The organism is Streptomyces sp. NPDC057438 (genome assembly GCF_042802995.1).
In the GTDB taxonomy this organism is placed as follows: Bacteria; Actinomycetota; Actinomycetes; order Streptomycetales; family Streptomycetaceae; genus Streptomyces.
The window spans coordinates 250,512-264,243 of the sequence record NZ_JBHVDD010000002.1 but is presented as its reverse complement, the minus strand read 5'-3'; the positions used below and the strand labels follow the sequence as shown (position 1 = coordinate 264,243).

Annotated in this window: 11 protein-coding genes; 7 read left to right on the top strand and 4 right to left on the bottom strand. The window is 72.2% G+C overall.

The features are described 5' to 3' along the window. Positions 1-173 precede the first annotated feature (173 nt). The 6 genes from ACFU5F_RS02910 (at position 174) to ACFU5F_RS02885 (ending at position 7,423) form a co-directional block, all read left to right on the top strand. A complete protein-coding gene (locus tag ACFU5F_RS02910) occupies positions 174-1,376 on the top strand; it encodes a DUF4190 domain-containing protein (protein ID WP_383880960.1) in 1,203 nt (400 codons plus the stop codon). A gap of 147 nt (positions 1,377-1,523) precedes the next feature. Then, entirely contained in the window at positions 1,524-2,276 is a 753-nt protein-coding gene (locus ACFU5F_RS02905) for a GntR family transcriptional regulator (protein ID WP_383880957.1), read from the top strand. Positions 2,277-2,722: 446 nt separating this feature from the next. After that, entirely contained in the window at positions 2,723-2,923 is a 201-nt protein-coding gene (locus ACFU5F_RS02900; RefSeq protein WP_383880955.1) for an SPOR domain-containing protein, read from the top strand. A gap of 44 nt (positions 2,924-2,967) precedes the next feature. After that, positions 2,968-3,372 (top strand): (deoxy)nucleoside triphosphate pyrophosphohydrolase, encoded by a 405-nt coding sequence (locus tag ACFU5F_RS02895; RefSeq protein ID WP_383880952.1) that lies wholly within the window; start codon positions 2,968-2,970, stop codon positions 3,370-3,372. A gap of 487 nt (positions 3,373-3,859) precedes the next feature. After that, positions 3,860-4,267 (top strand): ATP-binding protein, encoded by a 408-nt coding sequence (locus tag ACFU5F_RS02890; RefSeq protein WP_383880949.1) that lies wholly within the window; start codon positions 3,860-3,862, stop codon positions 4,265-4,267. 294 nt (positions 4,268-4,561) lie between these two features. Continuing rightward, positions 4,562-7,423: a SpoIIE family protein phosphatase gene (locus ACFU5F_RS02885; protein ID WP_383880947.1), complete on the top strand. Its 2,862-nt coding sequence runs from the start codon at positions 4,562-4,564 to the stop codon at positions 7,421-7,423. Positions 7,424-7,450: 27 nt separating this feature from the next. Here ACFU5F_RS02885 and ACFU5F_RS02880 read toward each other — a convergent pair whose 3' ends face one another. Next, positions 7,451-9,577: a hypothetical protein gene (locus ACFU5F_RS02880; RefSeq protein WP_383880945.1), complete on the bottom strand. Its 2,127-nt coding sequence runs from the start codon at positions 9,575-9,577 to the stop codon at positions 7,451-7,453. A gap of 183 nt (positions 9,578-9,760) precedes the next feature. Between ACFU5F_RS02880 and ACFU5F_RS02875 the strand changes: the two genes are divergently transcribed. Further along, positions 9,761-10,054: a hypothetical protein gene (locus tag ACFU5F_RS02875; protein WP_383880942.1), complete on the top strand. Its 294-nt coding sequence runs from the start codon at positions 9,761-9,763 to the stop codon at positions 10,052-10,054. A gap of 78 nt (positions 10,055-10,132) precedes the next feature. Here ACFU5F_RS02875 and ACFU5F_RS02870 read toward each other — a convergent pair whose 3' ends face one another. The 3 genes from ACFU5F_RS02870 to ACFU5F_RS02860 are packed head-to-tail and all read right to left on the bottom strand — an operon-like array spanning position 10,133 to position 13,705. Further along, positions 10,133-10,909: a succinate dehydrogenase/fumarate reductase iron-sulfur subunit gene (locus tag ACFU5F_RS02870; RefSeq protein WP_383880939.1), complete on the bottom strand. Its 777-nt coding sequence runs from the start codon at positions 10,907-10,909 to the stop codon at positions 10,133-10,135. Then, positions 10,906-12,849 (bottom strand): fumarate reductase/succinate dehydrogenase flavoprotein subunit, encoded by a 1,944-nt coding sequence (locus ACFU5F_RS02865; RefSeq protein ID WP_383880936.1) that lies wholly within the window; start codon positions 12,847-12,849, stop codon positions 10,906-10,908. Before ACFU5F_RS02865 ends, ACFU5F_RS02870 begins: the two co-directional genes overlap by 4 nt. A 19-nt stretch (positions 12,850-12,868) precedes the next feature. Beyond that, on the bottom strand, positions 12,869-13,705 hold the full coding sequence (locus ACFU5F_RS02860) for a hypothetical protein (protein ID WP_383880933.1): 837 nt from the start codon (positions 13,703-13,705) through the stop codon (positions 12,869-12,871). Positions 13,706-13,732 lie beyond the last annotated feature (27 nt).

The window sequence follows — 13,732 nt, the reverse complement described above, 5'->3', positions numbered from 1 at the left end:
GCGGCGTGGTCCCGCCGGCTGATCCCCATCGCCGGGCGGGGCCGCGCGGCGCGGCCCCCGTTCCTTCCCCGTACCGCCCCCGCCCTCCGTACCGCCCGCCCGAGTCGGCCGCTTACCATGCGCCAAGTCGTACGTCAGTTCCCACTCGCTCGGCGCAAGGAGCATCTGTACCCGTGGCCACACCTCCGCCCCTCGGGCCCCAGCCACCTCAGGGCGCCGGCCCGTTCCCGCCACCGGGGCAGCCGTACCCGTACCAGGTGCCTCCCCAGGTCCCGGCGCAGGTGTGGGGTCAGGCCTGGGGGCGGGCTTACCCGGCGCCGCCGCCCGCCCCGCCCCTCAACGGGCTCGCGATCGCCTCGCTCGTGCTCGGGGTGCTGTGCTTCCTGCCGGGCGTGGGGCTGCTCCTGGGGGTCGCCGCGCTGGCGCAGATCCGGAAGAAGGGGGAGCGCGGCAAGGGCATGGCCGTGGCCGGATCCGTGCTCTCGACGATCGGTGCGCTGCTGATGACGCTCGCGTTCACCACGGGCGGCGCGCGGGACGCGTGGGAGGGCCTGCGCGACGCGGCGAGCGGTTTCGGCGGCACCTTCTCGGTGGCCACGGGCGAGTGTTTCGACACGCCGACCGGCTCGCTGGAGGGCTACACGGCCGACGTCGACATCGTGCCGTGCGCCGGAGAGCACGACGCCGAGGTGTTCGCCGGCTTCTCGATGTCGGACGGTCCCTATCCGGGCGACGGCGCGGTCACGGAAGCCGCCGACGACCGTTGCTACGCGCGCTCCGAGTCCTATGTGATGGACCCCTGGGCGCTCCCGGCCGACGTCGACGTCTACTACTTCACGCCGACCCGGCAGAGCTGGCGGTACGGCGACCGTGAGATCACCTGCATGTTCGGCAACACGGACCCCGAGGGCAGTCTGACCGGCTCGCTGCGGCAGGACGAGACGACCCTCGACGACGACCAGCTCGCCTTCCTGAAGGCCGGCGCGATGCTGCAGGACGCCTTCGACGGGGTGCCGGACACGGAGTACGTCGAGGACGACCTGGCCGGGCACAAGGCGTGGGCGGCACAGGTGGTCCGGGCCATGAAGCGGCAGACGACGGCCCTGCGCGCCCACGACTGGGAGCCGGCCGCCGAGCAGGCGGTCACCGGCTACGTCGAGGCCCTCGACCGCGCACGCGGGGAGTGGGAGGCGGCGGAGGAGGCAAAAGACGCCGACGACTTCACCGACCACTGGGACAAGGCGTACCGGCTGACCGACGGCCCGAAGGTGGTCACCGCCCGCGAGGCTCTGGGGCTGGCCACCGAGTCACCGGCGTCCGACGGTGAGGGCGCCGGCGGGGGCGGTGACGGAGGCAGGGCCGAAGCAGAGGTGTGACGGTCCCCATAGTGGGGAGAAAGTGCCTGCGCAGGGCCCTCGCGGCACGCATGTCATCACATCGAGTGATTCTCTGGCCTTTGCTTGCATGGTCGAACCCACGGTTGCCACGCTGTTGCTGTCTGTACAACCTGATGGGAGTGGCCAGTGACTTTCGGTGAGCAGCCGGCCTATTTGCGTGTCGCGGGTGATCTCCGGAGGAAGATCGTGAACGGATCGCTGCCGCCGCACACCCGCCTTCCCTCTCAGGCCCGTATCCGCGAGGAGTACGGCGTGTCGGACACGGTGGCGCTGGAGGCCCGCAAGGTGCTCATGGCCGAGGGGCTGGTGGAGGGCCGCTCCGGCTCGGGGACGTATGTGCGCGAGCGCCCGGTGCCGCGCCGGGTCGCCCGCTCCGGGTTCCGGCCCGCGGGCGGCGCCACACCCTTCCGGCAGGAGCAGGCCGACCACGCGGCGCGTGGCACCTGGGAGTCGCGCAGCGAGCAGGTCGAGGCGGGCCGGACGATCGCCGAGCGACTCGCGATCCAGGCCGGCGACCGCGTGATGTGCACGCGGTACACGTTCCGGGACGCCGGGGAGGCCATGATGCTCTCCACATCCTGGGAGCCCCTCGCCCTCACGGGCCGCACCCCCGTGATGCTGCCCGAGGAGGGCCCCCTCGGGGGCATGGGAGTCGTCGAGCGCATGGCGGCGATCGACGTCGTCGTCGACAACGTCACCGAGGAGGTCGGCGCCCGCCCCGGCCTCGCCGAGGAACTGCTCGCCCTCGGGGGCGTGCCCGGGCACGTCGTCCTGGTCGTCCAGCGCACCTACTTCGCCTCCGGCCGCCCGGTGGAGACGGCGGACGTGGTGGTCCCGGCGGACCGGTACCAGGTGGCGTATCACCTGCCGGTGAAGTGAGGGCGGGCGGACGCCTGTCCGGGAAACCCGTTCATTCCGCGTGTACGGGACGGTGACGCGGGCATGGCTCAAGTAGCCGGTGCCAGTGGGAAGTTGGACGTGCGGGAGCCTCGGGGGCACAGTCCGAACGTAGTTCGAATTCGGTCGTTCTTGCCGCCGGGTCCCGATGGCGCCCGGTAGCTGCCCGTTTGCCGCGAACGGCACGGGGGTGCTGCTCGTCGGAGCGCAGGGGGGCGCGCGAGGGGTGATCGACGGCGCGTTCGACGGGGTGCGGCCGCCTTGCCTTGGCTGGTTGCGTACCTCTTTGTGAAAACACAGATTCGCTGCGTGAAGGTTAGGCGTACGCTCGGGCATATGCGGATTGCGGTTTCCTTAGGTGACGGGGCGCGGCGGCATCCGGGGGCGGGACCTGGGCGGGCCGGGGCGGGAAGGAGCGGTGGGGGTCGATGAACGACGGCACGATCACGCTTCCCTGGCTCGTCGTACGGCAGGACGACAACGGCAATCGCTACCGGGTGGGCAGGTACGCCACGCGCGCCGAGGCCCAGCAGATCGCGGACAGCCTCGACAGCCGGGGCCACAAGCAGCTCTACTGGGTCGAACGCATCGGGCAGAACGGCCAGAACGGGCATGGCGGGAGTAACTGATTCACCCTGCCCGGCGTCCGTGTCCGCTCCCGTAGGCTCCGCGCATGACCGAACCGATCGTGGTGGTGGGAGCCGCTCTGCTGAGCGATGGGCGACTGCTCGCCGCGCGCCGCAGCGCACCGCCTGAGCTGGCCGGACGCTGGGAACTGCCGGGTGGCAAGGTGGAGCCCGGAGAGTCACCCGAGCAGGCGCTCGTGCGTGAGCTGCGTGAGGAACTGGGCGTGGAGGCGAAGTCCGCGGAGCGGGTGCCCGGCGAGTGGACGGTACGGCCGGGGTATGTGCTGCGGGTATGGATCGCGCATCTGCTGTCCGGCGAGCCCCGGCCGCTGGAGGACCACGACGAACTGCGGTGGCTGACCCTGGACGAGGTGTGGGACGTCGACTGGCTGGACCAGGACGTGTCGGCCGTGATGGAGGTGGCGCGAGTGGCCTGGGGTGACGGGGGCTGACCGATCCGGCCGGGCGGGCCCTGTCGAGTGTGGCATCGACGTCGGGGGTCGGGGTCGGGCATCCGCCGGCGGCCCGGGCGCGGCACCACACTTGAGGCGTGCGGGCCTCGTGCTCTCGTCGTCCGTCGTGCGGCCTCCTGTCTTCCCCGCCCGTCGTGCGGACCTCGCGCCCTTGCCGTCCGTCGTGCGGGCCTCCGTCCTCCTCCTCCGTGGCGGTCCGTCCTGTCCTGCTCCGGCCGTCCCCGTTCTCCGTTCCAGGGATGCTGTCGCTTCGCCCTGGGGGCTCTGCCCGTCGGTGAGTATCGTGGCTGCGGGCCCGGTGTGACTGGTCGTGCGGTTCTCGGTGCTTCTCGCGGGCCCGTCGTGGGTGTGTTCCCTACGCCGTTCGTGCCACAGTGCGCCCTCGTGCGCGGTACTTCGGGAGGGATATCGGGTATGTGCCCCTTAACCCCATGAAACCGGACAGGGCCCGCTTCTGGACTGGGAAGTGATCGGCGTGATCGACAGCGAAGACGGCTGCGCCGAGTGGACCTTTCCCGCGGAGCCGGGGGCGGTGCGCGACGCTCGCGCGGTGGTGCGGAGGCAGTTGCGCGAGTGGGGTCTCGACGCACTCGGCGACATCACCGTCCTGCTGGTGAGCGAGCTGGTGACCAACGCGCTGCGGCACGCGACGGGACCCATCGGGGTACGGCTCGTGCGTCCCTCCGGCCCCTCGGGCGCACTCCTGGTCGAGGTTTCCGACCCCCTGCCCGATCCGCCCCGCGAACGCGCGGCCCATGTCGACGACGAGAGCGGCCGTGGCCTGCAGTTGGTGGCCTGCTCCTCGCGGGCCTGGGGTACCCGCCCTGGGGAGGCGGGCAAGACGGTCTGGTTCGAACTGGCGGTTCCCGGCTGAGCGATTCGGTCGGTGTGCGTCGGTGTACATCGGTGTACGGAGTGAAGAACCCGGTGCACGACGGGAGTCCACGGCGTACGGTCCGGGGGAGGGGCGGCTCCCCGGGGCGCGCGTGCGACCGACTGGTTCCAGCCAGTAGGGCTGGCTGGAGTCTTTGATTCGAGAGGGCACCGCCTGGTTAGAAGACTTGGGACTATGTTCCGGCCGGTCCAAAAATGATCGGGACCGTGCTGTGATCGTGAACACCGTGTTGCGCGGCGCCGTAGTGCTGGATACTGCGGGCAGCCGCCCCTGGTGACCGAAGCCGGACGCGGTGAGCTGGAGGGGACGGTTCGCGTGAGCGAGATACCAGCGAAGGCCACGAAGTCCACGGGTTCCCGGAATCCGTCGGACCGCGCGAGGCCCGAGGCCGCAGACGATTCCGGCCTGGGCGGAGCCTCGCGCGACTGCGGGCCCGCACGCGACAGAACGGGCGACGGTCACCCGGGCCGCGTGTCCGGGAACCGCGGGCCGGAAAGGCCGCCGTCCGGGGAGCGGACGGGTGCGGGGCGACCGTCCGGCGCGCGTACCGGTGACACCGGCGGGTCCGGTGGGGCCGAGGGCGGCGCGAGTGTCATGGGTGGTCACGGCACCGGGGACTCGATGTGGCAGACCAGCCCGCCGGGCTCCATCTACGACTACATCAAGGTCGCCTCGTTCTCGATCGGTCCTGACGGTCTCGTCGACCAGTGGAGCCTGCGCGCCGAGCAGTTGTTCGACATCTCCGCCGAGCAGGCCGTGGGGATGGACCCCATCGAGGCGTTCATCGACCCCGACCGGCGTGAAGAGGGCCAGCGGAAGATGGCCGAGGTCCTCGACGGCCGGGAGTGGACCGGTGTGGTCCCCTTCCGGGTGCCGGGTCCCGACGGGACGGAAGGGCTCGCTGAGGTCTACGTGATGCCCACCACGGTGGAGGGCGGCGAACGGGCCGCCGTGTGCATCGTCGTGGACGTCCGGACCCTGCGACGGATAGAGACCGATCTTGCCGCTTCGCAGGCGATTTTCGGCCAATCCCCGTTCGGTTTCCTGCTGATAGACACCGACCTTCAGGTGCGGCGCGCCAACCAGCGGTTCGCCTCCATCTACGGCGGCGACGTCGACGACCACCGCGGCCGGGGCGTCCGCGACTATCTGCAGTCCCCGGAGGCCGAGCGGGTCGAGGCCACCCTGCGCCGCGTCCTGGAGACCGGCGACTCGATCACCGACATGCACATCACGGGCTTCGTGCCCGGCTCCGAGGAGCGGCGCCACTGGTCCATCAACCTCTACCGCGTGCACAGCGGCACCGGCCGCCCCATCGGCATCGCCTGGCTCGGCACGGACATCACGGCCCGGCGCTCCGCCGCCCGTGAGGCCGCCGCCGCCCGGCGCAACCTCGCCCTCCTCAACGAGGCGGGCTCACGCATCGGCAACTCCCTCGACCTGGAGACGACCGCCCGCGAACTCCTCGACGTCGTCGTCCCCGGCTTCTGTGACCTGGCCGCCGTCGACCTCTACCAGGGCCTGCTGGTGGGCGACGAGACCCCGCCCGGACTCGCCGACGGCAGCGCCGAACTGCGCCGGGTCGCCTTCGCCAGCGCCGTCTCCGACGCGCCCTTCGTCGGCGGTCCCGCACCCGTACGGGTCGGCGCGGTCCACCACTACCCGTTCAACTCGCCCTGCGCGGACGCCCTGCGCACCGCCCGCCCGCAGGAGGTGCCGGAGGAGGGCAACCTCATCCAGTCGACGCTCGCCGTGCCGATGGTGGCGCACGACACCGTCGTCGGACTCGTGCAGTTCTCCCGTACCAAGGGCAGCGAGCCGTTCGGCGAACGCGACCGTGGTCTGGCCGTCGAGCTGGCCGCACGTGCCGCCGTCTGCATCGACAACGCGCGCCTCTACCGCCGTGAGCACGAGCGCGCCCTCATCCTGCAGCGCTCCCTGCTGCCGCCGGGCGACCCCGAGGCCTCCGGGCTCGACATCGCCTGCCGTTATCTCCCCGGCAACGCGGCCACCGAGGTCGGCGGCGACTGGTTCGACGTCATCGAACTCCCCGGACACCGCACGGCCCTCGTCGTCGGCGACGTCATGGGCCGCGGACTGCGGGCCGCGGTGGCGATGGGTGAACTTCGCACGGCTGTTCGCACGTTGGCCCTGCTGGACCTCGAACCCGCCGAGGTCCTGTCGGCGCTCGACGAGATCGCCCGCGGCCTCGGCACCCCCGGCGGCGGCCAGTCGGCCTCCCGTACCTCCGCCAGCCGCCCCCGCGACAAGGACCTCTCCGAGGTCTACCTCGCCACCTGCGTCTACGCCGTCTACGACTCGGTGACCCGCCGCTGCACCTTCGCCAACGCGGGCCATCTGCCGCCGGTGCTGGTCGAGCCCGGCGAGAGCGCGCTGATGCTCGACGTGCCGCCCGGCATGCCGCTCGGCGTCGGAGGCGAGCCGTTCGAGGAGGTGGAGGTCGAACTACCCGAAGGCGCGCTGTTGGCGCTCTACACGGATGGACTGGTCGAATCCCGTCACCATCCCCTCGACGAGGGCCTCCAGGCGTTCGTCGGCGCGCTCACGGACCCCGACCAGCCGCCCACCTCGCTGCGCGCCGACACGCCCCGGTCGCTGGAGGACGTCTGCGACCACGTCCTCAACACCCTCGACACCCACCACGGCGAGGACGACATCGCGCTGCTGATGGCCCGTGTCCAGGGGTTGCCGGAGGACTCCGTCGGCGACTGGACCCTGCCGCGGGAGCCGCGCAGCGTGGGCCGCGCCCGCGAGTACGCCCGCGGCCGGTTGCAGGCATGGGACCTGGAACCCCTCGTGGACACGGCGGAACTGCTGGTCAGCGAGCTGGTCACCAACGCGCTGCGGTACGGCGAAGGGGAGATTCGGCTGCGGCTCCTCCTCGACAGGACGCTGGTCTGCGAGGTGTGGGACGCGGGTCTCGTGCAGCCCCGCCGGCGCCGGGCCCGGGACACCGACGAGGGCGGCCGCGGGCTGCAGCTCGTCGGCCTGCTGTCCGCCGCGTGGGGGTCCCGCCGTACGCCCCGCGGCAAGACCGTGTGGTTCGAACTGCCGCTGCCGGGCGGGGAGCACGGGCTGACCGATCCGGCGGAGGCGTTGCTGAGCCTGTTCTAGGGCGGATGCGGGGGCGGCTCGTGCCGGTCAGAACTGGCCGCCCGACGTTCTGCGGGCACGGGTCGCCGTTCCGCCGTAGCAGGCGGGGCCCCGCAGATCCGCCCGGCCGTCCCCGTCGGGGGGCTCGCCGAGGACGATGCCGCCCAGCAGCGCGCCCGCCAGGCCGTCACCCACCGGGCCGCCGTACGGGTTGCCGTACGCCCGGACGTCCTGCTCGGCGAGGTGCCGGGCCTCCTGGGCGAGGGTGTGGGCCCGCCGGGAGCCCTCGGTGGTGTCGGCGCTCCCGTCCGGCCCGGCGGGATCCGTCGGCGCCGCCCCCGTCAGATGCCGTTCCGCCTCCGACAGCCTGATCCGGGCGGGCGCCCCCACCGCCGCCCGGTGCGTGGTGATGAAGTCGGCCGCGGCGGCGACCGCGCTGTGGGCCGGGAGGAACCAGCGGTCCTGGCCCCGGAGGACGTCGAAGGGGTCGTCGTACGGGCCGGCGTCGCGGGCGCCCCGCGCGGCGGTCACCGTGGCGTGCGCCAGTTCGGCGGCGAGCCGCTCCACCCCGGTCACGAACAGGTCCGCCTGGTCGATGGCGCCCTCGGCGGCCCGCAGGTGGACGGCCGCGATCCGCAGGTCGCCCGGATAGGCGGCCTGGCGGGCCCGGTTCAGCTCGGTGGTGGCGAAGACCAGGCGGTCCTTGGCCTGTTCGACATGGCCGACGACGGGGAGGGAGGCGGCCGGGACGTATGTCTCGCGCAACCCGGTGAGGGTGGTGGCCGCTGCCGCCGTACGCGCGGCCAGCTCGCGGAAGCGGGTCTCCGCGCACTCCAGGGCGGGGGTGATGTCCCACTCCAGGGAGCGGAGTTGGTCGAAGGCGGGAGTCGCCGTGTCGAGCCGCCGCTGTGCGGTCGTGCAGCGGGTGAGGACCTCCTCCACCAGCGCACGCTCCTCGTCGGGCGGTAGCGCCCCGCGCTCCTCCTCCAGCCGCAGACCCGCCCGGCAGGCCCCTACCAGCTCCCGTCGCGCGTCCGCCAACGCCTCCACGAACGGCTGCACCGCGTCCCGCCCCGCAGGCGTCTCGGCGAAGGCCAGGGCCGGGTCGAGCGCGATCGCGGGCTCCGAAGGGGGCTGGGAGGACTCTGCTGCCGCAGGGTCTTCGGGGTGCGGGTCGGTCGCGGAGCCGGTCGCGGAGATGTCGTCGGCCGACGGGACGGCGTCCGCGTCGGGGCGCTCCCCTTCGTGCGGCTGCCGGGGACGGGGCTCGCCCTCGTCGGCGGGGCTCACCGGACCGTCCGGGTGGGGCTCGGTGGCGTCCTCGCCCCCGGGCCGCTCCGGGGACGGCCCGGCGGTGACGTGACCCGGGCGGGCCGCCGCGAAACGGAGTTCCTCGGCGCTGGTGCGGACGCTGTCGTCGGTCTCCACGATGAGCCGGCGGGCCCGGAGGTGGAGGTCGGGCAGCGGGCTGGTCGGCGGTTCGAAGAGGCCGGTCGGTGTCGTGCGCAGCCGGGCACGGCGACGGCGTCGTACGAGTGAGTACGCGGCCACGACGACGGCCGCGCCCGCGGCGGCCACCGGCAGGATCAGATCCGCCCCGGACGCCTCGTCGTCCACCGGCGCCGCCGCGCCGGCGAAGGGTGCCGGGAAGTGCGCGCCGACGGCCGGCGGTGCGAGTGGCGCTGCGGCGGCCGGGTCACCGGGCCGGCCGTCGTCGTCCGGGCCCCTGGGGTGCCCGTCGGGGTGCGGGGCCGGGGACCAGGCGGGACCGGCCGGACGTACGGGGGGCCTCGGCCCTCCGGTCGTCACGCCACGCGCGGACGACCTGGACGGCTCGTCGCGGCCCGGGGTGGTGGGTTGCCCGCCCGCGGCGGGCCCGACGGCCGTGCCGTCCGCGTCCGGTGACTGGGCCGTGCCGTCCGCGTCCGGTGGCTCGGCCGGGGTGGCGGGGCCCCTGTCAGCCGCGGGGCCCACGGCCGTCCCGCTCCCGGACGGCACCCTGAACAGTTCGCCGCCGGCCGGAGGCACCCGTGGTGTGCCCACGGTGCTCCCGCGGGAGGGGGCCATGTCGGCGTGGCGGCCCGTGGGCTGCCCTTCGGCGGGCTCCGTTGCCGTGGGCAGCAGGAGCCAGGCCATGGCTGCGAGCCCTCCGAAGGCGGTGTGTGCCAGGCGCACGGCTATGTGCGACGTGGCGCCCCGCGGTCGGTTCCTTCTCAGACGCGACGTCACATTTGGGAGCGTATGGCCCTCCTCGCGCCGTCGCGAGTGGGAGGCGGCGGAGCGGGGGAGGCGGCGGTCGCTGCGGGGTGGCGAGGGCATGCCATGATCGCCTCCTGCGTGAGGAGGGGACGGCGGACCATGCTGACGACCATCGGGATCGGGGCACTCGTGGCGGCCGCGGTGGCCTCGGCCGCGTTCGGGGTCGTCGCGATCCGCACGCAGTGGCTGCTGCCCTGGCTGCGGCGCGGCACACCGCGGCCGGTGCTGTGGGGCTGGGCCACGCTCGCCGGGAGCGCGGGACTGTGCCTGTGGTGCGTCGGCATGACGGCCGGGCGCGCGGAGGTGTTCGGCCTCGCGGGCCTGACCCTGGTCATCGTCAACGCGGCGCTGTCGTACCTCGCGACCCGCCCCGCCCGCGCCACCACCCGCTGACGTCGGCGACGCCGCCGATGCCGCGGAGGATCCGGCGGCGACGCGGCGGCCATGATGATCGGGGGGCGGCGCGCTCCCTCACCCCGTCGAGGACCGTCTCCTGATCTTCGACCCCAGCCACACCAGCGGGTCGTACTTGCGGTCCACGGCACGTTCCTTCAGTGGGATCAGCGCGTTGTCCGTGATCTTGATGCCCTCGGGGCAGACCTCGGTGCAGCACTTGGTGATGTTGCAGTAGCCGAGACCGTGTTCGTCCTGGGCCGTCCTCTTGCGGTCCAGGCCGGTGTCCTCCGCCGCGTCCAGCGGGTGCATGTCCAGTTCCGCGACACGCATGAGGAACCGCGGGCCCGCGAACGCCGGCTTGTTCTCCTCGTGGTCGCGCACGACATGGCAGGTGTCCTGGCACAGGAAGCACTCGATGCACTTCCGGAACTCCTGCGGACGGTCGACGTCCTCCTGCATCATGCGGTACTCGCCCGGGCCGACACCCTCTGGAGGTACGAACGCCGGGACCTCGCGCGCCTTCTGGTAGTTGAACCCCACGTCCGTGACCAGGTCCCGGACCACCGGGAAGGCCCGCAGCGGAGTGACGGTGATCGTCTCTTCCCGGGTGAACACCGACATCCGTGTCATGCACAGCAGCCGAGGGCGGCCGTTGATCTCGGCGGAACACGAACCGCACTTGCCCGCCTTGCAGTTCCAGCGGACCGCGAGATCGGGCGCCTGGGTCGCCTGGAGACGGTGGATGATGTCCAGCACCACCTCGCCGTCGTTGACGTCGACCTCGAAGTCCTCCAGGCCGCCGCCCTCGACGTCACCCCGCCACACCTTGAAGTGGGCCGCGTAGCCGCTCATTCGTACAGCTCCTCTTCGGCGAGGTACTTGACCAGCTCCTCCTTGTCGAAGAGGGCGAGCAGGTCGGGACGGATGGCTTCGGTGGTCTCCCGGGTGAGGGCGATCTGGCCGACGACGGGGTCCCAGGTCTCCGGACCGCCGGTCGGATCCGCGAGCCGGCACAGCAGGTTGATCCGGCGCCAGCCGCGGTCCATCGTCGGACGGTCCTCACGGGTGTGGCCGCCACGCGACTCGGTACGCTCCAGCGCGGCCCGCGCGACACACTCGCTGACCAGCAGCATGTTCCGCAGGTCGAGGGCGAGGTGCCAGCCCGGGTTGAACTGCCGGTGCCCCTCCACACCCGCCCGGCGCGCCCGCACCCGCAGGTCGGCCAGCTTCTCCAGCGCCTGCTCCATCTCGCCCTCGCGGCGGATGATGCCGACCAGGTCGTTCATGGCCTGCTGCAGTTCCTGGTGGAGCGTGTACGGGTTCTCCGGCGGCCGGCCGGCCTCCAGGCCGGGCTCCGGACCCTCGGCGGAGAACGGCCGCAGGGCCTCGGCGGCGGCCGTGTCGACCTCGGTGTCGTCCACCGGGGGACGGGCGCCGGTCAGGCCCGCCGTGTATCCGGCGGCGTGCTCTCCCGCCCGGCGGCCGAACACCAGCAGGTCGGACAGGGAGTTGCCGCCCAGCCGGTTGGAGCCGTGCATCCCGCCGGCCACCTCACCGGCCGCGAACAGGCCCGGCACCCCGCGTGCCGCCGCCGTGTCCGACTCGACCGCGATCCCGCCCATCACGTAGTGGCAGGTGGGCCCGACCTCCATCGCCTCCGCCGTGATGTCGACGTCCGCCAGCTCCTTGAACTGGTGGTACATCGACGGCAGCCGCCGGCGGATGGTCTCCGCCGGCATCCGGGTGGACACGTCCAGGAAGACCCCGCCGTGCGGCGATCCCCGGCCCGCCTTCACCTCGGCGTTGATGGCCCGCGCCACCTCGTCGCGCGGCAGCAGTTCGGGCGGGCGCCGGTTGTGGTCCGGGTCCTCGTACCAGCGGTCGCCCTCCTCCTCGGACTCCGCGTACTTCTCCTTGAACACGTCCGGGACGTAGTCGAACATGAACCGCTTGCCCTCGGAGTTGCGCAGGACGCCGCCGTCCCCGCGCACCGACTCCGTGACGAGGATGCCCTTCACCGACGGCGGCCAGACCATGCCCGTCGGATGGAACTGCACGAACTCCATGTTCAGCAGCGGCGCCCCCGCGAGCAGCGCCAGCGCGTGACCGTCGCCCGTGTACTCCCACGAGTTCGACGTCACCTTGAACGACTTGCCGATACCCCCGGTGGCGATGACGACGGCCGGCGCCTCGAGGACGAAGAAGCGCCCGGATTCGCGCTCGTAACCGAAGACCCCGGAGACACGGCCCCCGTCCTTCAGCACCCGGGTGACCGTGCACTCCTGGAAGACCTTCAGCCGGGACTCGTAGTCGCCGGTCTCCTGGTGGTCCTCCTGCTGGAGCGCGACGATCTTCTGCTGGAGCGTGCGGATCAGCTCCAGCCCCGTACGGTCGCCGACGTGGGCCAGGCGTGGGTACTCGTGGCCGCCGAAGTTGCGCTGGGAGATCCGGCCGTCCTTCGTACGGTCGAAGAGGGCGCCCCAGGTCTCCAGCTCCCACACCCGGTCGGGAGCCTCGCGCGCGTGCAGCTCGGCCATCCGCCACTGGTTGAGGAACTTGCCGCCGCGCATGGTGTCGCGGAAGTGGACCTGCCAGTTGTCACCGGAGTTGACGTTGCCCATGGCGGCCGCGATGCCGCCCTCCGCCATCACCGTGTGCGCCTTGCCGAACAGGGACTTGCAGATCACAGCCGTACGGGCGCCCCGCTCGCGGGCCTCGATCGCGGCGCGCAGCCCGGCCCCGCCGGCGCCGATCACGACGACGTCCCACTCCTGTCGTTCGACCACGGACATCAGAAGCACCTTTTGTCTGTTAGAAGAGGACCGGATCGTCGAAGACGCCGGACGCGACCAGGTACACGTAGAAATCGGCGAGCGCCACACTCACCAGCGACGCCCAGGCCAGCTGCATGTGGCGGGCGTTGAGCTTCCCCACCCACTGCCACATCCGGTAGCGCACGGGATGCTTGGAGAAGTGCTTGAGCTTGCCGCCGACGATGTGCCGGCACGAGTGGCAGGAGAGCGTGTAGGCCCAGATCAGCACGATGTTGACGAGGAACACGAGGGTGCCGAGGCCCATGTGGCCCCACTCGTAGTGCTCGTTGCGGAAGGCCAGGACCGTGTCGTAGGTGAGGATGCCGGCGACCAGCAGGGCCGCGTAGAAGAAGTACCGGTGGAGGTTCTGCAGGATCAGCGGGAACCGGGTCTCGCCCGAGTACTTCCGGTGCGGCTCGGCCACGGCGCAGGCGGGCGGGGACGCCCAGAAGCCCCGGTAGTAGGCCTTGCGGTAGTAGTAGCAGGTCAGGCGGAAGCCGAGCGGGAAGATCAGGATGATGATCGCCGGTGAGATGCCCCACCAGCCGCCGAGGAGCTCCCAGTTGGGGCCGCCGCGCATGGGCGCGCAGCGTTCCGCCAGACAGGGCGAGTAGAACGGCGAGACGTACGGGGCCGCGTAGTAGTGCGCGTCGGCGAAGGCCCGCCATGTCGAGTACACGATGAAGGCCAGCAGTCCGGCGGCCGTGGCGGCGGGGGCCAGCCACCAGCGGTCGGTGCGCAGGTGCGGGGCGGAGATCGCGGCGCGCGTACGGGTCCGTACGCCGCCGCGTCGGGGATGGGGTTCTGTTGCCGGTGGTTCCGTACCAGTGGCCAACGGGGGACTCCCGGTCGGGTTCTTGGC